The following is a 25,482-nucleotide window of genomic DNA, read 5'->3' on the forward strand; positions in this document are numbered from 1 at the left end:
CGGCTGTTCGGATCCCTTTAAATCTTTTCTCGTCTCACGACGGACGTTGGACATCAACGATGGCAGTCAGCCCGTTCAAGTTCTTGCAGGAAGTGCGCTCGGAGACCGCGAAGGTCACCTGGCCGACCCGTCGCGAGACGACGATCACCACGATCATGGTGTTCGTCATGGTTGCCCTGGCGTCGATCTTCTTCTTCGCCGCCGACCAGATCATCCGTTATCTCGTCACCCTTCTTTTGGGCATTCACTGATGGCAACAGCCGCAGCAACTCAATCGTCCGACAAGCGCTGGTACATCGTTCACGCGTACTCGAACTTCGAGAAGAAGGTCGCCGAATCGATCCGTGAGCAGGCCAAGCAGCGCAACCTCGAGGAACTCTTCGAGCAGGTGCTGGTGCCGACCGAGAAGGTCACGGAAGTGCGCCGCGGCCGCAAGATCGACGCCGAGCGCAAGTTCTTCCCGGGCTATGTGCTGGTGAAGATGAAGCTGACCGACGAGGCGTTTCATCTGATCAAGAACACGCCGAAGGTCACGGGCTTCCTTGGCGCGGAAAACAAGCCGATGCCGATCTCGGAAGCCGAGGCGATGCGCATCCTGCACCAGGTGCAGGAGGGCGTGGAGCGGCCGAAGGCGTCGGTGTCGTTCGAGATCGGCGAGAACGTGCGCGTGGCCGATGGTCCGTTCGCATCGTTCTCAGGTGTCGTCGAGGAAATCGACGAGGCGCGCTCGCGCGTGAAGGTCGCGGTGTCGATCTTCGGCCGCGCAACGCCGGTCGAACTGGAATTCGGTCAGGTCGAGAAGGTCTGACCGAACTACGCGCGAAGCGAAAGCTTGGCGCGAAAATGGGCCGTGGGAGGAGAGGGGCGGTCGCCAGCCGCAACTGATCCCGACCACGAACCTGAAACCGCTGGCCGAAAGGCCGGCACAACAGGAGTGATACATGGCAAAGAAAGTGACCGGATACCTGAAGCTTCAGGTCCCGGCCGGTGCGGCGAATCCTTCGCCCCCGATCGGTCCCGCGCTTGGTCAGCGCGGTCTCAACATCATGGAGTTCTGCAAGGCGTTCAACGCCCAGACCCAGAAGGAAGAGAAGAACACCCCGATCCCGGTGATCATCACCATCTATGCGGACCGTTCCTTCACCTTCGAGATGAAGACGCCGCCGATGTCCTTCTTCCTCAAGCAGGCTGCAAAAATCCAGTCCGGTTCGAAGGCGCCGGGCCGTGACAAGGCCGGCAAGGTGACCAAGGCGCAGGTGCGCGAGATCGCCGAGAAGAAGATGAAGGACCTGAATTGCGACACCATTGAATCGGCCATGAAGATGGTCGAGGGCTCCGCCCGTTCGATGGGTCTGGAAGTTGCGGGGTAACGGGCCATGGCAATCGGAAAGCGTTTGAAAAAGGCCCGTGAGGGCGTTGATCGCGAGAAGCTTTACCCGCTCGCGGAAGCCATCAAGATGGTCAGGGAGCGCGCCAAGTCGAAGTTCGACGAGACGATCGAGATCGCGATCAATCTCGGCGTTGATCCCCGTCACGCCGACCAGATGGTCCGCGGCGTCGTGAACCTGCCGAACGGCACAGGCCGCACCCTGCGCGTGGGCGTGTTCGCCCGCGGCGCCAAGGCGGACGAAGCCAAGGCCGCCGGTGCCGACGTGGTCGGCGCCGAGGACCTGGTCGAGAAGGTGCAGAACGGCACCATCGACTTCGACCGTTGTATTGCGACTCCCGACATGATGCCGCTGGTCGGCCGCCTCGGTAAGGTGCTCGGCCCGCGCGGCCTGATGCCGAACCCGAAGATTGGCACCGTGACCATGGACGTCACCAGCGCCGTGAAGGGCGCCAAGGGCGGCTCGGTCGAGTTCCGCGTCGAGAAGGCTGGCATCGTGCAGGCCGGCGTCGGCAAGGCCTCGTTCTCCGAGGAGAAGCTGGTCGAGAACGTCAAGGCACTCGCGGACGCGGTCTCCAAGGCGAAGCCGGCCGGCTCCAAGGGCACCTACATCCAGCGCGTCGCGGTGTCCTCGACCATGGGCCCGGGTGTGAAGGTCGAGCCGGGCACGATCCTCGGCTAAGGCAATAGATCTGGAAATGCGGACAGGGGCGGAATTGGGCAACCGATTCCGCCCCTGCCATTTGTGAGGCGTCGTTCGCGGGAAGCGATAACAATGGCTGACAAGGTCCTGATCTACTCGCGCTTCCCGAAGACGATGACGGCGCCCTTCGCCGAGCGATTTGAATTGCTCGACACCGCTGGCAAGCCGGCGCAAGAGGTGTTTTCAAGCGATGCGCTAGGTGGCGTCCGTGCGCTGCTGGCCGGAGGCGCCACGCCGCTCGGCGCGGCGGCAATGGACGTCTTGCCGAATCTTGGGGCGATCGTCTGCTACGGCACCGGTTATGACGGCATCGACCTGAAGGCGGCTGCCGCGCGCAACATCGCGGTCGGCCACAGCCCTGGCGCCAATGCGGCCTCGGTCGCCGATATCGCGATGACCTTGATGCTCGCCGCCACCCGCCGGATCCTGGTTGCGGATCAATACGTCCGCAGCGGCGATTGGGCCGCGTCAAGACCTTCACTGATGATGCGGCCGCAGGCCGGCATGCCCAGTCGCCGCATCGGCGTCTACGGCATGGGCGAGATCGGCCGCAAGATCGCAGCGCGCTGCACGGCGTTCGAAAGCGAGGTCGGTTATTTCAGCCGCTCCTGCCACGACGTGCCCTACCAATATTTCTCGTCGCTGGAGGCGCTCGCCGATTGGTGCAGCGTGCTCATGATTGCGGTGCGCGCCGGCGCCGAGACGCATCACGCCGTCAATGGCGACATCCTCAAGCGGTTGGGCGAGGACGGCTATGTCGTCAATATCTCCCGCGGCTCGGTCATTGATGAGAAAGCACTCGTGGCGGCGCTCTCCGACAAGACCATCGCCGGCGCCGGCCTCGACGTCTATACGAAGGAGCCGCACGCGCCGGACGCACTGACGGTGCTGCCCAATGTGGTGCTCGCCCCGCATATCGGCGGCCACACCCTGGACTCCCACATCGCGATGCGGGACTGCGTACTGGCGAACCTGACCGCGTTCTTTGAGGGGCGGCCGCTGCCTTACGCGGTCAAACTGGTCTGAATCGGCCAGTTCGCTGCCACGCCAAGTGTCCGCGCCAATCGATTGGAACTGGTGTGAATTTTGCTCTTGGCAAGGCCGTCAAGAGCGGTTAAAGAACCGCCTCCGGACGTGCTGGCGAGTTGCTGGCGTGTCTGTGCACGCATTCCGAAAACCCGACACGATAGGAGATCATTCCTTCTCAGGACGTCCGCAAGGATTTGTCCGAAAAGGAAGCGACCTCATCAAGTTGGTGGAATGCGGGCAGAGGTCAACCGGCATGCCGGCTGGCCTCGTCCTGTCCAAGACTGCAGGCGCCAGCGGGAAATCTAGATTTTCCAATGGCTTAATCGCATGGCCTGCATAGACGGGTGAAGACCGGATTTCACTTCGCGGCCACCTCTGGGCGGCTCGAAATGGGTTTGGTTCGGACCTCGACACCCCGTGGGCCCCTCAAGGGTTCCGGGAGGGCAGGCTTTGAATTGTCGTCTTGCCCGGCGTGTCCTTGGGGTTTTGGCCCAGAGGTTCAGGTTTGGGTGGGACGACGGGTGCAACCCGGCGGTCCCGCCTTTCGCGCGATGACCGCCAACCGGAGAGAGCTTGCTGTGGAACGAGCGGCAAAAAAGGAAGCGGTCGAACAGCTCAATGAGGTCTTCAAGACCACGAGCGTCGCGGTCGTTGCTCAATATTCCGGCCTCACCGTTGCCCAGATGCAGAAGCTGCGCCAGCAGATGAAGCAGGCGGGTGCCTCGGTGAAGGTCTCGAAGAACCGTCTCGCCAAAATTGCTCTTGAAGGCACTGACGTCGTTGCCATCGGCCCCATGTTGAAGGGGCCGACCGTGATCGCAACTTCGAACGATCCGGTAGCGGCGCCGAAGGTCGCCATCGATTTCGCCAAGGCGAACGAAAAGTTCGTCATCATTGGCGGCTCGATGGGTAAGACCGTCCTGAATGTCGATGGTGTGAAGGCGCTTGCCTCGCTGCCGTCGCTTGACGAACTGCGCGGCAAGATCGTCGGCCTCATCGTGGCTCCGGCGACCAAGCTCGCCCAGCTCGCGAACGCGCCGGCGGGCAAGCTCGCACGCGTCATTCAGGCTCATGCCTCAAAGGGCGAAGCGGCCTGACGCCCTTCGCAAAACTCAAACCCGAACCAGACTTACACTTAAGGAAACAATACAATGGCTGACTTGCAGAAGATCGTTGACGACCTCTCGAGCCTCACCGTGCTCGAAGCCGCTGAACTCGCCAAGCTCCTCGAAGAGAAGTGGGGCGTGTCCGCTGCTGCCGCCGTCGCGGTGGCTGGCCCGGCTGCCGGTGGCGCTGCCGCCGCTCCGGCTGAAGAGAAGACCGAGTTCACGGTCGTTCTCGCTGCCTCCGGCGACAAGAAGATCGAGGTCATCAAGGAAGTCCGCGCCATCACCGGCCTGGGCCTGAAGGAGGCGAAGGATCTCGTCGAGGGCGCCCCGAAGCCGGTCAAGGAAGGCGTGAACAAGGAAGAAGCCGACAAGATCAAGGCCCAGCTCGAGAAGGCTGGCGCGAAGGTCGAGCTCAAGTAAGCGAAGCTTATTTGAGCGAGATCCCGGGCGAGCGACAGCGAGACCCGGGATCTTGGCCCGCAAGGTCGGTGGTCGGGTTTCCGGCCTCGGCAGGCGGGCTGGATGCAAAAGGCGTGCGACGGGACGTTCCGACGCAGGCCGAACACGAAAAAGTGTGGGGATTTGAGGGCTTACCCCTCGAATCTCCACTATTGTCGCCCCATATCGGGTCGACAGCACGAAAGCACGGTGGGCGTGGAAGGCGGAGTTTCCCGCAAGCCGTTGGGAGAGCAGGCTATTTCGGGCTTTTGCAGTCCGTGAAGACGATCGTTGTGACGGGCGGGTGCGCCTCCGCGCCCCGCGCGTCGTTTTGCGTTTTGAAGGTCTGAAGAACGGTTCAGGACTTTGGCGGTCCGAGACTGAGTTTCCGATCCTCAAAACGGGTTCGAAAAATTCAACCCGGGGAGCGGTGGCAGCCGTGGCCCGGAAGGCGCGCCCAGGGCGGGCGCCGAAATGAGAGGCCACGATGGCGCAGCAGACATTCACCGGTCGCAAACGCGTTCGCAAATTTTTCGGACACATCAAGGAAGTCGCCGAGATGCCGAACCTCATCGAGGTTCAGAAGGCATCGTATGACCAGTTCCTGATGGTCGACGAACCCACGGGCGGGCGGCCGGATGAGGGCTTGCAGGCGGTGTTCCGCTCGGTGTTCCCGATCTCGGACTTCTCCGGTACCTCGATGCTGGAATTCGTCCGCTACGAGTTCGAGCCGCCGAAGTATGACGTCGACGAGTGCCGCCAGCGCGGCATGACCTTCGCTGCACCTCTCAAGGTGACGCTGCGCCTCATCGTGTTCGATATCGACGAGGAAACCGGCGCGAAGTCGGTCAAGGACATCAAGGAGCAGGACGTCTACATGGGCGACATCCCGCTCATGACGATGAACGGCACCTTCATCGTCAACGGCACCGAGCGCGTCATCGTCTCCCAGATGCACCGTTCGCCCGGTGTGTTCTTCGACCACGACAAGGGCAAGACCCACTCCTCGGGCAAGCTGCTGTTCGCCGCCCGCGTGATCCCGTATCGCGGCTCCTGGCTCGACATCGAGTTCGACGCCAAGGACATCGTCTATGCGCGTATCGACCGTCGCCGCAAGATTCCGGTGACGTCGCTGATGTTCGCGCTCGGGCTCGACGGCGAGGAGATCCTCAACACCTTCTACAAGCGCATCCTCTACAAGCGGACCAAGGAAGGCTGGCGCGTTCCGTTCGACGCCAACCGCTTCCGCGGCTATTCCACGACCTCCGACCTGATCGATGCCGACACCGGCAAGGTCGTGCTCGAGGCCGGCAAGAAGCTCACCGTGCGCGCCGCCCGCCAGCTCCAGGAGAAGGGGCTGAAGGCGCTGCGCATGTCCGATGAGGAGCTGGTCGGCAATTACCTTGCCGAGGACCTCGTCAATCCGAAGACGGGCGAGATCCATGCGGAAGCCGGTGAGGAAATCACCGACAAGCTGATGAAGGCCCTCAACGAGCAGGGCTACAAGGAGTTGCCGCTGCTCGACATCGACCACGTCAATGTTGGCGCCTACATCCGCAACACGCTTTCGGCCGACAAGAACATGACGCGCGAGGACGCGCTGTTCGACATCTACCGCGTGATGCGTCCGGGTGAGCCGCCGACGCTGGATTCGGCGCAGGCCATGTTCCAGTCGTTGTTCTTCGACGCCGAGCGCTACGACCTCTCGGCGGTCGGCCGTGTCAAGATGAACATGCGTCTCGACCTCGATGCGCCCGACACCCAGCGCACGCTGCGCAAGGAAGACATCCTCTCCGTCATCAAGACGCTGGTGGACCTGCGCGACGGCAAGGGCGAGATCGACGACATCGACCACCTCGGCAACCGCCGTGTGCGCTCGGTCGGCGAGCTCATGGAGAACCAGTACCGCATCGGTCTGCTCCGCATGGAGCGCGCGATCAAGGAGCGCATGTCCTCGGTCGACATCGACACGGTCATGCCGCAGGACCTGATCAACGCCAAGCCGGCGGCCGCCGCCGTGCGCGAGTTCTTCGGCTCCTCGCAGCTCTCGCAGTTCATGGACCAGACCAACCCGCTGTCGGAGATCACCCACAAGCGCCGTCTCTCGGCGCTTGGACCGGGCGGTCTGACCCGCGAGCGCGCCGGCTTCGAGGTGCGCGACGTGCATCCGACGCATTACGGCCGCATCTGCCCGATCGAGACGCCGGAAGGTCCGAACATCGGCCTGATCAACTCGCTCGCGACCTTCGCGCGCGTCAACAAGTACGGCTTCGTCGAGACGCCTTATCGCAAGGTGAAGGACGGTCGTGTCACCGACGAGGTCGTGTACCTCTCGGCGATGGAGGAGGGCCGCTACACGGTCGCGCAGGCCAACGTGCCGCTCGACGCCAAGGGCCGCTTCACCGAGGACCTCGTGGTCTGCCGTCACGCCGGCGAAGTTCTGCCGGTGACGCCGGACAAGGTCGACTACATGGACGTGTCGCCGAAGCAGCTCGTTTCGGTCGCCGCGGCCCTGATCCCGTTCCTCGAGAACGACGACGCCAACCGCGCGCTGATGGGTTCGAACATGCAGCGCCAGGCGGTGCCGCTGGTTCGTGCCGAGGCGCCGTTCGTCGGCACCGGCATGGAAGGCGTGGTTGCGCGTGACTCGGGTGCTGCGATCGCGGCGCGCCGCTCGGGCGTGATCGACCAGATCGACGCGACCCGCGTCGTCATCCGCGCGACGGAAGATCTCGATCCGACCAAGTCGGGCGTCGATATCTACCGTCTGATGAAGTACCAGCGCTCCAACCAGTCGACCTGCATCAACCAGCGTCCGCTGGTGAAGGTCGGCGACATCGTCAAGAAGGGCGACATCATCGCTGACGGTCCGTCGACCGATCTCGGCGAGCTCGCGCTGGGCCGCAACGTGCTGGTCGCGTTCATGCCGTGGAACGGCTACAACTTCGAAGACTCGATCCTGCTCTCCGAGCGGATCGTGAAGGACGACGTGTTTACCTCGATTCATATCGAGGAATTCGAGGTGATGGCCCGCGACACCAAGCTCGGTCCCGAGGAAATCACCCGCGACATTCCGAACGTCTCGGAAGAAGCGCTGAAGAACCTCGACGAAGCCGGTATCGTCTACATCGGTGCGGAAGTGCGCGCCGGCGACATCCTGGTCGGCAAGATCACGCCGAAGGGCGAGAGCCCGATGACGCCGGAAGAAAAGCTCCTGCGCGCCATCTTCGGCGAGAAGGCGTCGGACGTCCGCGATACCTCGCTCCGCGTGCCCCCGGGTGTGCAGGGCACGATCGTTGAAGTGCGCGTGTTCAACCGCCATGGCGTCGACAAGGACGAGCGTGCACTGGCGATCGAGCGGGAAGAGATCGAGCGTCTCGCCAAGGACCGCGACGACGAGCAGGCGATCCTCGACCGCAACGTCTACAACCGTCTTGCCGAGCTCCTCGAGGGGCGGCAGGGCATTGCCGGTCCGAAGGGCTTCAAGAAGGACACCAAGATCACCCGTGCGGTGCTCGAGGAGTACCCGAAGTCGCAGTGGTGGCTGTTCGCTTCGCCGAACGACAAGCTGATGGCCGAGATCGAGGCCATGCGGAAGCAGTACGACGAGTCGAAGAAGGGGCTTGAACAGCGCTTCCTCGACAAGGTCGAGAAGCTGCAGCGCGGTGACGAATTGCCGCCCGGCGTGATGAAGATGGTCAAGGTCTTCGTCGCGGTGAAGCGCAAGATCCAGCCCGGCGACAAGATGGCCGGCCGCCACGGCAACAAGGGCGTGGTGTCGAAGATCGTGCCGATCGAGGACATGCCGTTCCTCGAGGACGGTACCCATGCCGACATCGTGCTCAATCCGCTCGGCGTGCCCTCGCGCATGAACGTCGGGCAGATCCTCGAGACGCATCTCGGCTGGGCTTGCGCCGGCCTCGGCAAGCGCATCGGCCAGACGGTCGATGCCTATCTGTCGAAGCAGGACATGAAGCCGCTGAAGGAGACGCTGAAGAAGATCTACGGCGAGGACGAGACGATCAAGACGCTCAACGACAATGAGCTGATCGAACTCGGCCGCAACCTGAGCCACGGCGTGCCGATCGCGACGCCGGTGTTCGACGGCGCCAAGGAAGCCGACATCGAGGAGATGCTTAAGCTCGCCGGTCTCGACGCTTCGGGCCAGTCGACCGTCTATGATGGCCGTACCGGCGATCCCTTCGATCGCAAGGTGACGGTCGGCTACATCTACATGCTCAAGCTGCACCACCTCGTCGACGACAAGATCCACGCGCGTTCGATCGGTCCGTACTCGCTCGTTACCCAGCAGCCGCTGGGCGGCAAGGCGCAGTTTGGCGGTCAGCGCTTCGGCGAAATGGAGGTGTGGGCGCTCGAAGCTTACGGCGCGGCCTACACGCTCCAGGAAATGCTGACCGTGAAGTCGGACGACGTCGCCGGCCGTACCAAGGTGTACGAGGCGATCGTGCGCGGCGACGACACGTTCGAGGCCGGTATTCCGGAGTCCTTCAACGTCCTGGTCAAGGAAATGCGCTCGCTCGGCCTCAACGTCGACCTGCACAATTCCAAGATGGGACCGGCGCCGACCTCCGAGGCGGCCGAGTAACGCGACTCTTCATGCCCGGCCGAAGAGGCCGGGCATCGGCGCCTTGTCCCGCGCGGTGAGGGCAGGGCGCTCCGCGAGTTAAGATTTTCGAATTTGCTGCCGGCCTCGACCGGCACGCGAGGAGAAGACGATGAACCAAGAGATTATGAATCTTTTTAACCCGACGACGCCGGCTCAGGTCTTCGACCAGATCCGGATCTCGATCGCGTCTCCAGAGAAGATTCTGTCCTGGTCCTACGGCGAGATCAAGAAGCCGGAGACCATCAACTACCGGACCTTCAAGCCCGAGCGCGACGGCCTGTTCTGCGCGCGCATTTTCGGGCCGATCAAGGATTACGAGTGCTTGTGCGGCAAGTACAAGCGCATGAAGTACAAGGGCATCATCTGCGAGAAGTGCTCGGTCGAGGTCACGCTGTCGCGCGTCCGGCGCGAGCGCATGGGTCACATCGAGCTCGCAGCGCCCGTCGCCCACATCTGGTTCCTGAAGTCGCTGCCCTCGCGCATCGGCCTCCTGCTGGACATGACGCTGAAGGATCTCGAGCGGATCCTCTACTTCGAATACTACGTCGTGCTGGAGCCGGGCCTCACCGCGCTGAAGGACCGTCAGCTGCTGTCGGAAGACGAGTATCTGAAGGCGCAGGACGAGTACGGCCAGGATTCCTTCACCGCCATGATCGGCGCCGAGGCGATCCGCGAACTGCTCAAGGGCATGGAGCTCGAGAAGCTCGAGGTCAGCTTGCGTGCCGAGATGCAGGAGACCGACTCCGACATCAAGCACAAGAAGCTCGCCAAGCGCCTGAAGATCGTGGAGGCGTTCCGTCACTCCGGCAACAAGCCGGAATGGATGATCCTCACCGTCGTTCCGGTGATCCCTCCGGATCTGCGTCCGCTGGTGCCGCTCGACGGCGGCCGCTTCGCGACCTCGGACCTCAACGACCTCTACCGCCGCGTCATCAACCGCAACAACCGTTTGAAGCGGCTGATGGAGCTGCGCGCGCCTGATATCATCATCCGCAACGAGAAGCGCATGCTTCAGGAGGCCGTCGACGCGCTGTTCGACAACGGCCGCCGCGGCCGCGTCATCACCGGCGCCAACAAGCGTCCGCTGAAGTCGCTCGCCGACATGCTCAAGGGCAAGCAGGGCCGCTTCCGCCAGAACCTGCTCGGCAAGCGCGTCGACTATTCGGGCCGTTCGGTGATCGTGGTCGGTCCCGAGCTGCGCCTGCATCAGTGCGGTCTGCCGAAGAAGATGGCGCTCGAGCTGTTCAAGCCGTTCATCTATTCGCGGCTTGACGCCAAGGGCCTGTCCACCACCGTCAAGCAGGCGAAGAAGCTGGTCGAGAAGGAGCGGCCCGAGGTCTGGGACATCCTGGACGAGGTGATCCGCGAGCATCCGGTGCTGCTCAACCGCGCGCCGACGCTGCACCGCCTCGGCATTCAGGCGTTCGAGCCCGTGCTGATCGAGGGCAAGGCGATCCAGCTCCACCCGCTGGTCTGCGCCGCGTTCAACGCCGACTTCGACGGCGACCAGATGGCCGTGCACGTTCCGCTGTCGCTGGAAGCGCAGCTCGAAGCGCGCGTCCTGATGATGTCGACCAACAACATCCTGCATCCGGCGAACGGCCAGCCGATCATCGTGCCGTCGCAGGACATCGTGCTCGGACTCTACTATCTCTCGATCCTGCGCGAAGGCATGCCCGGCGAGGGCAAGGTGTTCGGCGAGATGGCCGAGCTCGAGCACGCGCTGCATTCGAAGGTCATCCACCTCCACACCAAGATCAAGTACCGGTGGGAAGGCGTCGGCGAGGACGGCAAGCCGGCCCGCCGCTGGATCGAGACCACGCCCGGCCGCATCATGCTCGGCAACGTGCTGCCGAAGAGCTCGAAGATCTCGTACGACATCATCAACAAGCTGATGACCAAGCGCGAGATCTCCGGCGTCATCGACCAGGTCTACCGCCACTGCGGCCAGAAGGAGACGGTGATCTTCTGCGACCGCATCATGGCGCTCGGCTTCTACAACGCGTTCAAGGCCGGCATCTCGTTCGGCAAGGACGACATGGTCGTGCCGCACGGCAAGTGGAAGATCGTCGACACCACCCGTACGCTGGCGAAGGATTTCGAGCAGCAGTACAATGACGGTCTGATCACCCATGGCGAGAAGTACAACAAGGTCGTCGACGCCTGGTCGAAGGCGACCGAAGAAATCGCCAAGGCGATGATGAAGGAGATCTCTGCGACCAAGAAGACGGCCAGCGGAGCAGACGCCGACATCAACTCGATCTACATGATGGCCCACTCCGGTGCGCGTGGCTCGCCGGCCCAGATGCGCCAGCTCGCCGGCATGCGCGGCCTGATGGCCAAGCCGTCGGGCGAGATCATCGAGACGCCGATCATCTCGAACTTCAAGGAAGGCCTCTCGGTGCTCGAGTACTTCAACTCGACGCACGGCGCCCGCAAGGGCCTCGCGGACACCGCGTTGAAGACCGCGAACTCCGGCTACCTGACCCGCCGTCTGGTCGACGTCGCGCAGGACTGCATCATCACGCAGGACGACTGCGGCACCAAGCTCGGCATCAAGATGCGCGCCATCGTCGATGCCGGCACCGTGGTCGCTTCGCTCGGCTCGCGCATCCTGGGCCGCGTGGCCTGCGAAGACGTGCGTGACGGCTCGGGCAAGGTGATCATCAAGCGCGGTACGCTGATGGAAGAGAGCCATCTGGATGCCATCCAGCAGGGTGGTGTGCAGGAGGTGAAGATCCGCTCGGCATTGACCTGCGAACTCGTCAACGGCATCTGCGGCAAGTGCTACGGCCGCGACCTCGCCCGCGGCACGCCGGTCAACCACGGCGAAGCGGTCGGCGTCATCGCGGCGCAGTCGATCGGCGAGCCGGGCACCCAGCTCACCATGCGCACCTTCCACATCGGTGGTGCGGCGCAGCTCAACGAGCAGTCGTTCGTCGAATCCAACTTCGACGGCAAGATCGTGATCAGGAACAAGGCCATCGCCCGCAACAGCGAAGGTCACCTGATCGCAATGGTCCGCAACATGGTGGTGGCGATCGTCGATGGCGACGGCACCGAGCGTGCGACGCACCGTATTCAGTACGGCTCGCGCCTGCACGTCGATGAGGGCGACAACGTCAAGCGTGGCCAGCGCATCGTCGAGTGGGATCCCTACACCCGTCCGCTCCTCACCGAGGTGGAAGGCACCATCGGCTTCGAGGATCTGGTCGAAGGGCAGTCGATCTCGGAAACGCTGGACGAAGCCACCGGTATCGCCAAGCGTGTGGTCATCGACTGGCGATCGACGCGTGGCGGTTCGGACCTGCGTCCGGCCATCGTGATCAAGGGCAAGGATGGCAAGGTGCTCAAGCTCGCCCGCGGCGGCGATGCCCGCTACATGCTGTCGGTCGACGCCATTCTCTCGGTCGATATCGGAGCCAAGGTCGCGCCGGGTGATATCCTCGCCCGTGTCTCGACCGAAAGCGCCAAGACGCGTGACATCACCGGCGGTCTGCCGCGGGTGGCGGAACTGTTCGAGGCACGGCGTCCGAAGGATGCGGCGATCATCGCCGAAATCGCGGGCACCATCCGGTTCGGACGTGACTACAAGAACAAGCGTCGCATCTCGATCGAGCCGGTGGACAAGACCGACGAGCCGCGCGAGTACCTGATCCCGAAGGGCAAGCACATTCACCTTCAGGACGGCGACGTCGTCGAAAAGGGCGACTTCATCGTGGAAGGCAACCCGGCGCCGCACGACATCCTGGCGGTCAAGGGCATCGAGGAGCTCGCGGCCTATCTGGTCAACGAGATCCAGGAGGTCTACCGGCTCCAGGGCGTGCTCATCAACGACAAGCACATCGAGGTGATCGTCCGTCAGATGCTCCAGAAGGTGGAAATCACCGACCAGGGCGAGACCGACATGATCTCCGGCGAGCAGGTCGACAAGATCGAGTTCGACGCGCTCAACGAGAAGGCGAAGGAAGAGGGTAAGAAGCCCGCCACGGGAACGCCGGTTCTGCTCGGCATCACCAAGGCGAGCCTCCAGACACGCTCGTTCTTCTCGGCGGCCTCGTTCCAGGAGACCACCCGCGTCCTCACGGAGGCGGCGGTCAACGGCAAGGTCGACCCGCTCGAGGGCCTCAAGGAGAACGTCATCGTCGGCCGGCTGATCCCGGCGGGCACCGGCGCCTCCATGGCCAAGATCCGCGAAGTTGCCATGAAGCGCGACAAGCTGATCCTCGACGAGCGCGAGAAGCAGACCTCGGTCGTCTCGCCGGCGCCGGAAGCGGAGCCGGTGGCGTTGCCGCCTGCGGAATGATGGTTCATCCGTAGGAATACCGAGGATCATGAAAAGGCCGGCGAAAGCCGGCCTTTTTGCTGAGCGTAGGGAGGGGTGGTGCGTTGACAAGGTTGGGACGCTCGGGTCAACTTTCCAGCACGCGTCAATTTTCTTGTTCGATTTTATGTCAGAGCCATTTGTCCGCGCGGTCGAGGCCATTTATCGATCCGCCGCCGAACCCTCCTATTGGACCCAGGCGTTGCAAGTGATCGCCGACTGTTTCGGCGACGTCGGCGCGATCCTGCTCTATGGGAAGGATGACGGCAGTTTCGGTGTCATCGAATCCGCGTCGTTGACTTCGGTCAGTCTCGAATACGGTCGGCTCTGGAGTGATCGCGACATCCGGGCTGTTCGGTCGCGCGAACGCGGCTACTTCTTCAAACGCGACGTCATTACCGACCGTGACGTCGTCTCACGCCAGGAGATGTTGAGCGATCCGTTCTACACTGACTTGCTGACGCGGCACGGCTTGAAGTATTTCGCAGCAGCTATGGTGTCGCCTGATCCTTGGGTCGAGGTCGCTCTCAGCATTCAGCGGAGCCCAAAAAAAACGGAATTTACCGACGCCGAGCTCGATACGTTGGCCCGGCTGGGCCCCCATGTCGAACGAGCCCTGCGTCTCGGTATACGCCTCATGGACGCCGAACTCAGCAAGATGGGGCTGGGCGCGGCGCTGTCCCGTCTGGGGATGGGCATTTTCATTCTCGATTCGCTCGGGCGCGTGATTTTTTCCAATCCTGCATCGCAAACGATGCTGGGCGACGGCCTTGACATCATCGGCGACAAATTGAGCGTGCAGTCGCTGGCGCTGAATTCGCAAGCATCCGAAGCGATGAAGCGCATCGTCAATTACCGATCTGAAGACGTGATTGCCGCGCAACGTCCGATTTTGGTCCATCGCCGTTCGTCCAATCGCCCGCTGACTCTCTACTTTCTGCCGATACCGATGGCTGAAACCGCTATGAACCTGTTTCTGACCCAGGCCAGGGTTATCGTGCTCGCCATCGATCCCGACGTGGACAGCCCGCCAGATCCTTCGCTCATTCGTGACATTCTCGGTTTGACGTTGGGTGAAGCGCGCGTTGCCGCGCTGGTTGGTGCCGGTCAGTCGCCGCGCGAGGCTGCCGAAAAACTGGGCATTTCTGAAGAGACCGCACGCACGACGTTGAAGCGTGTATTCGCCAAGGTCGGAGTCAGCAGGCAAAGCGAGCTTGCGGCCCTGCTGGCAAAGCTGGTGCTGAGATAGTCCGGCGGACCATGCGGTCCGTCGCCGCGCCCGCAATGCTTTCGGCGAAAATCCCCGTGAACGATTCATTCCGTACCCCAGATGGGGGCTGAAGCGGACGCGCTTTACCTGCGAGCATCACGGGCAATGCCAGCCGTTGCCAGACCCCGTTGCCTTCTGGGAGTGCCGTGATGAACGTTTATGAAAGTGCATCCAGCGTCGCAAGCAAAGCCAGCTATCCGGAAGAGGCGTGGCAGAGCTTCCGAGCACTCGATCATCGCGTTTCGGAGGTGTTTGCTGCCGTCGAGGCGTGGAAGGGGTGGCAGGTCATCCGTGATCCGCGGACACCGCCATCTACCATCCTTGCCTTCGTCAGGGAGCTTTATCGCTCGGTTTGCTGGTATCAACCGCATACTACCGAAGCAGCGTTCCATATGATCGGGCGCTTTCCGAAGGGAGAGGTTCGACTGATGCAGTCGCTGGCATGCCACAAGGCCGAAGAAGCCGAGCACGGATTATGGGCGCGCGAGGACATGGCCAAGCTGGGCGCCAAGGATCTGACCGCGACTTCCCCGACGACCTTTGCCGTCGCGGCAGTATGGTGGCGAATGGCCGAGCACGAGGAGCCGCTTGGCTATCTCGGCGCGGAATATCTCTATGAGCAACTGACCGCGCTCGCGACCAAGGCCGCATTGCCGATCATCGAGAGCCGAAACTTGCCGCGCGACGAGCTCAGGTTCGTGATCGAGCACGCGACCGAGGACGCCAAACACGCGACGTTTCTGAAGCACCTCATTCTCGATACCGTCACCCGGTATCCGGGCAGTGAAACAGCGATGACGCGCTGTTTCGACTATTTCCGTTGCGTCTGGCCGCTGCCAGTTTGGGAGGAGGCGCTCGAAAGAGCCGTCGCAGCCGGCGGCTAGATGTCTCTTGTCCCGTGCAACCTCGAACGTTCGGCCCGCTGGCCGGGCCTGTCAATTCTGGCCGGTCACTCCAGCGTTCGAGTCGCCAGCACTGACGAAGAACTCGGATGCATCGGGAGACTGCGCTACCAGCGCTTCGTGGTCGAACAAGCCCAACCCTATGCGGTGGCGGGAGCCGACCGAACGCTGCTTGATCCCATTGATCCGGTGTCGCTCAATCTCTTTATCGGCAATGGCGCGACGATATCGGTGGCCTTGCGGATGTCGTGGTCTGTCGACGTCGTTGCGAGCGACTATCTCTCGCTTCTGCGCGGCAGTCTCCCCGCAGATATCGCTTGCGGCAAAACCATCATCTGCAGCCGACTCATCGTTGCGTCGAGCGAACGGGCGGATCTGGCCAATCTGGTCGTGATCTTGCGACGCGCCTACGAGATCGGCGTCCTGTCGGGTTGCACGCATTCGGTGCTGTCGACCCTCCCGCACCGTGTGCCGCTGTTTGAGCGCATTGGATATTGCAGGTCCGGTACTAAGCTGGATGACCCGGTCGCGGGCCCGCAGGATGTTCTGATCCTGGACCTGGCCGATATCGCCCACATGAGGTCGGTCGGGTCGCCACTGGTCGCGTCGAGACGTCGGTTGAAGCGCGCTCCGCTTGTGACGGCACCTTGACGCGGTGAACCATCACTCGGGACACGCCACATGTATTGCTCGTCATACCCCAGATGGGGGCTGAAGCCGGCGGGTAAACCCGGCAAACGTAAGTGCGCATTGGGCGATTGTGATCGTCGTCCTTATCGCTGAGGCAGAGGGGGATTTCATGCGAGCCGAGTATATTGAGGATTTGGGTGTCGATCCGGAAACGTTGAGCAGTTCGCAGGTTCTGGCCCATCTTGCGAACCGGGTCGATGACACCTTCGCGGAAATCAAGGAATCGGCTCCGTGGCGTCTCGTTGCGGACGATTCCACGCCGGTCGCAACGATCATCGCGATACTGAAGGAGATCTATCTCGAGATAGTCATGTATCAGCCCGACTCGCTCGCGGCTGCGCTCTGGGCGATCGGACAGATGCCGAGATCTATGCCGATTCCTTGGGTCGAGGAGATGTTGCATCATCAGTCCGAGGAGTTCGACCATAACGAAATGGCCCTTCGTGACTACAAGGGCTTCGGCGGGAATGAGGAGTTTGCCAGATCGCGTCGCATGAGCCCGTCTTCGTTCGCGATCGCCGGCGTGTGGAATTACATTGCGCTGAAGCGTGACCCGTTCGTCTATTTGGGCGCCGTTTATCTTTTTGACGCCTTGACTCCGTTGGTGACAGAGGAAGTGAGGCATATCCTTCATCGCAGGGGATTGTCCCCGAAGGGGCTTGAGTTCATCGATCATCACGCCACGGCTGACATCGAGCATGCGCAACAGATCGGCCAGCTCATTCGCGATGTCGCCGAGCGGTATCCGGAATCGCGCGCGTCGATTTGCTACGGCTTCGAGTATTTCCATCACGTCTATCCGATGCCCGCCTGGAACATGGCCTATCGGCGCGCCATTGCTCAACGGTCGATGGCGGTCGCGGCGGAGTGATCTCGGGCGCGCGGTGTCTGCTGCCGGATGCCTCGGGGACGATGTCTTTTTTACATCGAAGTCTGTGGGGAGCAAATCTTGAAGGGGGCCGATGAAAGGGAAGAATTAGCGAGGCGCTGGCCAAAGCAGGCACTGCCTCGAGCAGGGCAAGTGAGCGTGGCGAAAAGCGCCGCCGAACTCGAGGCTATCGGTCGGCTTCGTTATGATCTTTACGTCGAGCGCGATCAGAAGGCGTATGCCCATGCGGACCACGTGCGTCGATGCCTTCTTGAGCCTGTCGATGACGTCAGCTTGAATTTTCAAGTCAAGCAGGATGATCGCCTGTTGGCGGCAGTGCGGGTCACATGGGCACCAGATGCGCTGCTAGATCTCCATTTGAGGCCTCTGGTCGAGGGGGCACGAATCGCGTGTCTTTCGACGGCGGTGGTAAATTCCCGCTTTGTGGTGCGGCCCGAGCTTCGCGCGCGTGCAGTGATCGTACCGCTCTTCTGTGAAGTCTACAGAACTGGAATGCTCGCCGGAGCAACCTGTTGTGTCATCGGGACGCGGAGCGACCTCGTTGGAATCTTCGAGCGGTTCGGCTTTAGGGAGACGGGATTCCATATTCGCGATCCGATTGCCGGCCGGATTCATAACCTCAATCTCAATCCGTATGATCTAGCGCATCTCAAAAAAGTCGCTTCGCCACTGCTCACCTACGCAGAGAAGCTCGTTTGCCAATCCCGCACTCACACCAAGTTGGTGACAGCATGACGATCTCAGCTCAACCCATCAATGGGTATTCCCTCGATGCGCAGGCGACGTTCGAGGAGTTGGACCGTCGGGTGAATGAAGTCTTCGCCAATGTAAAAGCCTGGCGTGGCTGGCGCATGATTTCCGATCCCTCGACGCCTGCCGAGCACATACTCGCGCTGGTTCGTGAGATATTCAGGTCAGTGTGTTGGTATCAGTCGCATACTACGGAAGCCGGCTTTCACATGTTTGGGCGGCTCCCCAAGAACGAAGTCAAATTGATGCAGATGCTCTCGGCGCACAAGGCGGAAGAAGCGGAGCACGGCCTTTGGGCCCTTGAAGATCATGGCAAGCTCGGCGGTCATCAGGAGGATGCAGTCGTTGCCGCAGCGTCACCAGCAACGTTTGCGGTTGCCGCAGTTTGGTGGCGAATGGCTCGGGTCGAAAGCCCATTCGGCTACCTCGGTGCGGAGTACTTGTTCGAGCAACTTACGGCGTTGGTCACGCAGGCAGCTCTTCCAGTCATTGAGGCGCGAAAGCTCCCTCGCGAAGGGCTGCGTTTCCTCATTGAGCACGCGACTGAAGACGCCAGGCATGCGACGTTCTTGAGGCATCTGATCCTCGACGTCGCGACGCGGTATCCGGAGAGCTCCGCGGCAATGTTTCGATGTTTTGACTATTTCAATGCCGTCTATCCGCTTCCCGTTTGGGACGAGGCGTATCGCCGGGCAACCGTCGAAAAGTGAGTCCCGATGCCTCCTGTCCAGTAGAGAAGAATTTCAAGGATCGTGTTGTCGTGCAGAGAGAATTTGTCGAAGACCTCGGTGTCGACCCGGAGAAGCCCAGCAGCTCGCAGTTGTTGGATGGCAGTCGCGGCGGAGTGATCTCCATGACGGGTGCGCCGAGGGCCGGACGCTTCGAGATTCGCGAGGCATCGGACGATGATGCACGGCTGGAGGTCTATCGCTTCAGATATCGCGTCTATGTCGAGCAAATGCAGCGCCGGCAGAAATACGCGGACCACGTGCGCAAAACGGTCATAGAGCCGCTCGACGCGAGCGGGACCATTTATGCGACCCATCTGGACGGAAGGATCATCGGAACGATCAGAGGAAACCGTTTTTCCGATCCCCACACGGATTACTATCGAACTCTATATGGGGTCGACGATCGCTTCGACTATGCCGCTAGCGAAATGTCGCTGACGACGAAATTGATGTTCGAGCCGGAGCTTCAGAAGTCGATTCATCCCATCAAGCTCATCCTGCATTACGCAAGACACTTTCACTACGGCAATGGATGCAAGATCGATTTCCTCGACTGCAACAAGCCTTTGATCCAGTTCTTCTGTCGGTTCGGTTACCTCGATTATCGCGGCTGGGTTTTTCACCGGGAATACGGCTCGGTTCGACCGTTGTGCTGCCCGGCCGACCAGATTTCCCGGTTCAAGGCGGTTGGCAGTCCGCTGGAGCCCATTGCCCGCCAGTTCTATGGCGACAACGAGTTCGGCGGTGCCCGTTTGGCGGCGGCTCTCGAGCGTGGAGCTATCGCGTCGGTGACCGGGACTAAGCCATTCGCCGACACCGGCAATACAGCGGAAGCGCTGGATGCCTGAGTTTCACGCAGGTTCTTCAGCGAGGCGCGCTTGCGTCATCTATGCATCGACTTCAGGTTCTACGCGGTCCGTGGCGCATCTCATCGCAGGGTGTTCCGCGATCGAAGTCGATCTGGTCGACCTCGCGGAATGGGATGACTGGGCGCCTCGCATCTACGGCAAGCGATACAGCCTGGCGTTTCTGGGAACGCCCACCTACGGCCAGGGCAATTGGCACTACCTTTGGGACAAGCATTCCCATGAGGTGGCAACCGCTATCAGCCGAAGCCGACAGATCGCACTCTTCGCGCTCGGCGACGCCAGGGGCCACAAGCGCAGCTTCGCGGGTGGCTTGAGCCCGCTCAACCGGTTCTTCCGCCAATCTGGTTTTCCCATCTGCGGAAAGACGACGCCGGAACGCTTCACGTTTGAAAGTTCACCAGCGCTCGCGGCTGGCCACTTCCCGGGATTCGTCATCGACTTCAAGCGGGAGCATCGGCATGCGGAGTCTTTGGTTCGAATCTGGATGACGAATGTGGCGGATGAAGCCGGGAAATGCACCGCGGTCGTCGAGCGGAACGCCCGGTGCAGCCGGAATGACTTTCACACCTGAATCGATGCCCGATGGGCCGAGGCCGGCCGCTTTCATGTCGGTCGTCGGCCTATTGAGGGGAGGCCTCTCATGGAATCTCATCCAGACTCGTCGGCGATGGCATCGAGCTTGACCGGAAGTATTGCCGAGTTTCGGGAGCTCGAAGGCCACGACCTGCTTCGGCGAACCGGAGCGTACCTTGCCTGGGTCAGTGGGCGCGCCAAGAAGCAGCTTTGGCCCTACTTCAGAGCGACTCGTGCGCAGCCCGGACCCGAGTGCGAGATCATGGGGACCAACGGGATTAATCGGCGAGAGACCGTCAACTTTGCGTCCCAGGACTATCTCGCGCTCTCCAATCATCCGGGCATCCGAGCAGCCGCTCATGCTGCGATCAACGAGTATGGTGTGCACAGCGCCGGATCGGCGGCGTTGATGGGGCGTACTGAGGCCGCGGTGCGGCTCGAAAAGGCGCTTTGCGAGTTTCTCGAATATGATCGAGTCCTGCTATTTCCGACCGGCTGGGCAGCGGGTTTCGGGGTGCTCCGTGCGCTCGTGAGGCCGAGTGATCATGTCGTTCTCGATGGATTGTCGCACGCGTGTCTTCAGGAGGGGGCGCATTGCTCGACTCCGAATGTTCATGTTTTTGGCCATCTCAAAACGGAGAGCCTCAAGCGAATTCTGCACAAGATCAGGAGCAGGGATGCCAATGGTGGAATCTTGGTCGTTACTGAAAGTCTGTTTTCGATGAATTCCGACACGCCGGACATCGGCGCTGTTCAGCGATTGTGTCGCGAATTCCGCGCCACGCTGATGGTCGACTGTGCGCACGATCTCGGTTGTCTGGGACCCGGCGGAGGAGGACATCTGGCGGCGCAGCGGCTCATGGGCGAGATAGACATCGTGATGGGCAGCTTCTCCAAGACGTTTGCGTCAAATGGCGGCTTCGTTGCAACAAACAGTGAAAGCACGTTCGAATATCTCAAGGTCTTCGCCGGACCTCACATCTTCTCGAATGCCCTTTCCCCGGTTCAATGTGCCGTGGTCCACGAGGCGCTGGAGATTATTCGATCTCCGGAAGGACAAAAGCGCCGCCGGGCCCTTCTCGACCGGATTGTCCTATTGCGCTCGATCCTATCGGCCGCTGATTTGAAGTGTTTGGGAGCACCGTCGCCGATCGTACCGGTCGTCGTCGGGGACGAAGCCCAGGCGCGTCTGACCGCGCGGCATCTGGGCGAGCGCGGACTTGCGGCCAATCTCGTGGAGTATCCCGCGGTTGCCAGGGGCGCGGCGCGCTTCCGCCTGCAGGTGATGGCGGACCACACCGCCGAACATTGCAGATTTGCCCAGTCGGTTCTTGCAGAAGCTCTTATTCAGGCGAGACGAGCGTTCGCGGCTGGGCCGGCGCCGTCTGAGAAGCAAAGATCGGACTTCGCTATGGCCAGCTGGTCGGAGGACCAGTCTCGCCGTCAATCGTGACCGGCAGGCTCCGTGCTTGCGCAGCGCGGCCCGAAGGCCTGTTTGCCCGGCTCCCGGTGGACGAGGGTGCGTCTGCTCCGGCTAGCGGCCGTCGACAAAGCACTTGCCACGGCCCCCGTGCCAAACATACGATTTCGATTGGTTGGTTTGGCGCGATTTGGCAGCGTCCGGACGATTTTGATACTTTGTCGATTGGGCGGGGCTGCTTGAACCTTACTTCTGAGTGTTTTGAGCATGCAATCGAGGCGATCTATCAATCCGCATCGGAGCCTGTACACTGGCCGCAGGCGTTGCAGGCCCTTGCCGATTGCTTTGGCGATCGCGGCGCCACGATGGTCTACAGCAAGGACGATGGCAGCTTCAGTGCCCTGGGCTCCGATTCCATGCAGGCGCTCTGCGAGGAATATCGGCAGAACTGGGGACTCCGTGATATCCGCGCTATTCGCTCACGAGAGCGAGGCTACTTTTTCAGCGGCGACGCGGTCACCGATCGGCACCTCGTGTCGCCGGCAGAGGTCGAGACAGATCCACTCTACGTTGGCTTGCTCGCAAAGTACGGTCTGAAATATTTCGCCGCAGCAATGGTATCGCCCGATCCCCGCGTGGAGGTGGGCGTCGTTGTGCAGCGTGAAGCCGGCAAGCCGGAATTCACCGACGAAGAGCTGGCGTTGCTGACCAGATTCGGTCCCCATATCGAGCGCTCGCTTCGCCTGAGCATCCGCCTTATGGATGCAGAGCTTGGCAGGGTGGAGCTTGGTACGGCCCTTGAACGCGTAGGCATCGGGGTTTTTATCCTCGATTCGCTGGCGCGCGTGTTGTTCTCGAATCCCGCTGCCCAGGCGAGGTTGGGCGATGGTCTCAATCTCGCCGGCGACAAGCTGGTCGTGGGGGCTTCGCCGATCAGCCTGCAGGGGCCGGGGAGATTGGCTAGCCTCGCGGATTATCGGAGAGACGATTGGTTGGCGAAGCACCGGCCGATACTAGTCCATCGCAAGTGTTCAATTCGCCCGCTGACGCTCTATGTTCTCCCGATCCCGGCCGGACAATGTGCGGTCACGAACTTTCTGACCCAGGCCCGGGCCATCGTGCTTCTGATTGATCCCGACAATGATCGTCCGACCGAGCCTGCCTTGATCAGGGATGTTTTGGGCCTGACCATGGGGGAGGCCCGGGTGGCCTCGCTGGTCGGTGCGGGCCTTTCGCCCCGTGAAGCGGCTGAACGGCTAGGTATTGCTGAGGAAACGGCGCGGACGATCCTGAAGCGGGTGTTTTCCAAGGTCGGGGTTTCCAGGCAAAGCGAACTGGCCGTGCTGCTGACGAGGTTCATCCTGAAATAGCCGGAGGCGGCTCGATTGGCCCGTCCCACCCACGGGCTAGCCGGGCCGCCGGGGAGCCCGGCCCGGGCCGAAACATGGTTCATCCGTACGATTCCCGAGGACAATGAAAAGGCCGGCTTTTGCCGGCCTTTTTGCTGCTTTGTTTCCTTGCTGCGGTGCAGGGACGTCGTTTGTTCATCTTTCCTTCAGCCAAAAAAGCGCTTCTGTTAAGAGAGCTTAGACCGGTGGTCCCGACACGGGGGGCGGCCGGAGACCACGGACCTGACATGCTTGACCTCGCAATCGTAGGCGGCGGCCCCGGCGGGCTGATGAGCGCCTGGTATTTGAAGCGCAAACTCGGCGATCTCTGCCGCATCACCATCTATGAGGCGTCCGACCGGCTCGGCGGCAAGATCGTCACGCGGAAGTTCGATTCGGCGCCTGCGATGTACGAGGCGGGCGTTGCCGAGATCTACGATTACTCGATGACCGGACCGGATCCATTGCGGGAACTGATCCAGCATTTCGGGCTTCAGACCATTCCCATGGACGCCGAGCAGGTCCAGTTCGGCGGCGAGCTCCTGAACGACGTACCCGGCGTGCGCCGCAAATACGGCGCCAAGACCGCGGCTGCCATCGAAGCGTTCCGCAAGCGCTGCTCCGACATGATGTCGCCGATCGAATATTACGAAGGCGTCGGCGCGCACGACAACGAGCATCCCTGGGCCTACAAGACGGCCGAGCAGGTGCTCGACGAGGAGGTCGATGACGCGACCGCCAAGCGATTCTTCAAGGTGATGGCGCGCTCCGACATCGCGACGGAGAGCCACAACACCAACGGGCTCAATGCGCTCAAGAACTACCTGATGGATGTCGATGGCTATATCGGCCTCTACTCGATCCAGAACGGCAACGAGCAGCTCGTCGAGTGTCTCCAGTCGGAGGTCAACGCCGACATCCAGCTCAATCATCGCGTGCTCGCCGTCGGCAAGGCGCCGACGGGGCGCTACCAGCTCAAGATGATGAACGGCAAGGGGCCGGAGACGCGCGACTTCGACCTCGTGCTGGTCTGCCTGCCGCATTCCTGGCTCGCCACGCTTGGCTGGGAAGGCGAGCAGCTCCGCAAGTCGATGGTCAAGCACGTCTCCTATTTCGACCGTCCCGCGCATTACCTGCGCGTCTCGATCCTGTTCGACGCCCCGTTCTGGGGCGACAAGATCCCCGGCGCCTGGTTCATGTCGGAAGCCTTCGGCGGTTGCTGCGTCTACAACGAGGGCGCCCGCCACGACGTCGGCAAGCACGGCGTGTTGAACTGGCTCATTCCGGGCTCTGATGCGCTGGCCTTCGCCAATCTCTCCGACCAGGAGCTGATCGATGCCGCGCTGAAATCGCTGCCCGCCTCGCTCGGCGATGCGCGTGCGCATTTCATGGAGGGCAAGATCCACCGCTGGCTGTCTTCGGTGAACGCGTTGCCGGGCGGCTTGCCCGTGCGCGATGTCATGACCAATCACCGGCCCGAGCCGAAGGAGCATCCCGGCATCGTCGTGGTCGGCGACTATCTGTTCGATTCGACGCTGAACGGTCTGCTCGACTCCTCGGACGCTGCGACCGACATCATCCTGACCGAGATGATGCGCCTGCGTCGCGCGCGCAGCCAGAGCGAGACACCGCTGTCCGACAAGATCGACCGCGACTATTTCGACAACTATCGCGGTCAGGGTCCCTATGGCGAAGCGTGGCGCCAGTTCACCGACCCCGACTATCTGATGAAACTCATCGGCATCGTCTGGGGCAAGGCGAAGGGTGCCAAGCTGTTGGTGGCGGGCTCTGCCAGCGGCGAGCTCGTCGGCGCGCTGCGCGAGCGCGGGATCGACGCCTTCGGCATCGAGAACAACCGCACCATCCATGCCAGGACGCCGAAGGCGCTCAAGAAATACAACAAGCTCGGTTCGATCGCTGACATGCCGTTCAAGGACGGCGCGTTCGATTTCGTATTCGAGACCAGCCTTTGCCACCTCTCCGAGAAGCAGGTCGTCCGCGCGATCCGCGAATTGAACCGCGTGGTCAAGACGGGCCTGGTGTTCGGCTCGATCACCTCCGACATGGCGCCTGGCCTGATTGATCGCTACGACCTCCTGCGCGGGGTCAAGAAGCTCGGCACCTGGTGGGAATGGTCGGAATTGTTCTTCGGCAACGGGTTCGACCTGTCGATGCACCGCAACGACTGCACCGATGCGCTGTGGGCGGCGACGCTCGCCGCCAACAAGGGGCCGGGGCAGTGGTACGCCGACGCCGACAGCTTGCGCTATTCCTTCTTCGACAAGGTCGAGGACGACGAATAGCTGCCTCGCGAATTCGCCAATTGCTTTGCCGAATTGATCCTGATCGCATAGAATCGGTGCAATAGCGGTTCTCCGCTGTT

General features: G+C 61.7%; 20 protein-coding genes. All 20 read left to right on the forward strand.

Annotated elements, in window-relative coordinates; genetic code table 11:
• Window positions 1–59 precede the first annotated feature (59 nt).
• Window positions 60–251, forward strand: a complete 192-nt coding sequence (gene secE / locus SO139_RS02665; protein ID WP_027520978.1) for a preprotein translocase subunit SecE — start codon at window positions 60–62, stop codon at window positions 249–251.
• Window positions 251–808: a transcription termination/antitermination protein NusG gene (gene nusG, locus SO139_RS02670; RefSeq protein ID WP_027520977.1), complete on the forward strand. Its 558-nt coding sequence runs from the start codon at window positions 251–253 to the stop codon at window positions 806–808. Before secE ends, nusG begins: the two co-directional genes overlap by 1 nt.
• A 133-nt stretch (window positions 809–941) precedes the next feature.
• Window positions 942–1,370: a 50S ribosomal protein L11 gene (gene rplK / locus SO139_RS02675; protein ID WP_027554142.1), complete on the forward strand. Its 429-nt coding sequence runs from the start codon at window positions 942–944 to the stop codon at window positions 1,368–1,370.
• 6 nt (window positions 1,371–1,376) lie between these two features.
• Window positions 1,377–2,069: a 50S ribosomal protein L1 gene (rplA, locus tag SO139_RS02680; protein ID WP_449377289.1), complete on the forward strand. Its 693-nt coding sequence runs from the start codon at window positions 1,377–1,379 to the stop codon at window positions 2,067–2,069.
• 93 nt (window positions 2,070–2,162) lie between these two features.
• The gene (locus tag SO139_RS02685) at window positions 2,163–3,116 is read left to right on the forward strand and encodes a 2-hydroxyacid dehydrogenase (RefSeq protein ID WP_449377288.1); all 954 of its coding nucleotides are present in this window, start codon (window positions 2,163–2,165) and stop codon (window positions 3,114–3,116) included.
• Between the two features lie 581 nt (window positions 3,117–3,697).
• Window positions 3,698–4,216 (forward strand): 50S ribosomal protein L10, encoded by a 519-nt coding sequence (gene rplJ, locus SO139_RS02690; RefSeq protein ID WP_283036052.1) that lies wholly within the window; start codon window positions 3,698–3,700, stop codon window positions 4,214–4,216.
• Window positions 4,217–4,270: 54 nt separating this feature from the next.
• A complete protein-coding gene (rplL, locus tag SO139_RS02695; RefSeq protein ID WP_027520973.1) occupies window positions 4,271–4,648 on the forward strand; it encodes a 50S ribosomal protein L7/L12 in 378 nt (125 codons plus the stop codon).
• A gap of 505 nt (window positions 4,649–5,153) precedes the next feature.
• Window positions 5,154–9,272: a DNA-directed RNA polymerase subunit beta gene (gene rpoB / locus SO139_RS02700; RefSeq protein WP_449377287.1), complete on the forward strand. Its 4,119-nt coding sequence runs from the start codon at window positions 5,154–5,156 to the stop codon at window positions 9,270–9,272.
• A gap of 130 nt (window positions 9,273–9,402) precedes the next feature.
• Complete coding sequence (rpoC, locus tag SO139_RS02705; protein ID WP_449377286.1) at window positions 9,403–13,599, forward strand: DNA-directed RNA polymerase subunit beta'; 4,197 nt, start codon at window positions 9,403–9,405, stop codon at window positions 13,597–13,599.
• 28 nt (window positions 13,600–13,627) lie between these two features.
• Window positions 13,628–14,866 (forward strand): helix-turn-helix transcriptional regulator, encoded by a 1,239-nt coding sequence (locus SO139_RS02710; RefSeq protein ID WP_449377285.1) that lies wholly within the window; start codon window positions 13,628–13,630, stop codon window positions 14,864–14,866.
• 170 nt (window positions 14,867–15,036) lie between these two features.
• Entirely contained in the window at window positions 15,037–15,771 is a 735-nt protein-coding gene (locus SO139_RS02715; RefSeq protein ID WP_449377284.1) for an iron-containing redox enzyme family protein, read from the forward strand.
• Between the two features lie 138 nt (window positions 15,772–15,909).
• Complete coding sequence (locus SO139_RS02720) at window positions 15,910–16,440, forward strand: hypothetical protein (protein WP_474799865.1); 531 nt, start codon at window positions 15,910–15,912, stop codon at window positions 16,438–16,440.
• A 109-nt stretch (window positions 16,441–16,549) separates the two neighbouring features.
• Entirely contained in the window at window positions 16,550–17,350 is an 801-nt protein-coding gene (locus SO139_RS02725; protein WP_449377282.1) for an iron-containing redox enzyme family protein, read from the forward strand.
• 78 nt (window positions 17,351–17,428) lie between these two features.
• Window positions 17,429–18,103, forward strand: a complete 675-nt coding sequence (locus tag SO139_RS02730; RefSeq protein ID WP_449377281.1) for an N-acyl amino acid synthase FeeM domain-containing protein — start codon at window positions 17,429–17,431, stop codon at window positions 18,101–18,103.
• Window positions 18,100–18,828, forward strand: a complete 729-nt coding sequence (locus tag SO139_RS02735) for an iron-containing redox enzyme family protein (RefSeq protein ID WP_449377280.1) — start codon at window positions 18,100–18,102, stop codon at window positions 18,826–18,828. Before SO139_RS02730 ends, SO139_RS02735 begins: the two co-directional genes overlap by 4 nt.
• Window positions 18,825–19,697 carry a hypothetical protein gene (locus SO139_RS02740; RefSeq protein ID WP_474799862.1) on the forward strand — a complete coding sequence of 291 codons (873 nt, stop codon included), beginning with the start codon at window positions 18,825–18,827 and terminating at the stop codon, window positions 19,695–19,697. Before SO139_RS02735 ends, SO139_RS02740 begins: the two co-directional genes overlap by 4 nt.
• The gene (locus SO139_RS02745) at window positions 19,690–20,289 is read left to right on the forward strand and encodes a flavodoxin domain-containing protein (protein WP_449377278.1); all 600 of its coding nucleotides are present in this window, start codon (window positions 19,690–19,692) and stop codon (window positions 20,287–20,289) included. The genes SO139_RS02740 and SO139_RS02745 overlap by 8 nt, the downstream gene beginning before the upstream one ends.
• Before the next feature lie 264 nt (window positions 20,290–20,553).
• Window positions 20,554–21,744, forward strand: a complete 1,191-nt coding sequence (locus SO139_RS02750; RefSeq protein ID WP_449377277.1) for an aminotransferase class I/II-fold pyridoxal phosphate-dependent enzyme — start codon at window positions 20,554–20,556, stop codon at window positions 21,742–21,744.
• A gap of 206 nt (window positions 21,745–21,950) precedes the next feature.
• Entirely contained in the window at window positions 21,951–23,081 is a 1,131-nt protein-coding gene (locus SO139_RS02755) for a helix-turn-helix transcriptional regulator (protein WP_474799858.1), read from the forward strand.
• Window positions 23,082–23,347: 266 nt separating this feature from the next.
• A complete protein-coding gene (locus SO139_RS02760) occupies window positions 23,348–25,402 on the forward strand; it encodes an FAD-dependent oxidoreductase (RefSeq protein WP_449377275.1) in 2,055 nt (684 codons plus the stop codon).
• Window positions 25,403–25,482: the final 80 nt, after the last annotated feature.

The sequence above is a fragment of the Bradyrhizobium sp. UFLA05-89 genome, assembly GCF_059803475.1.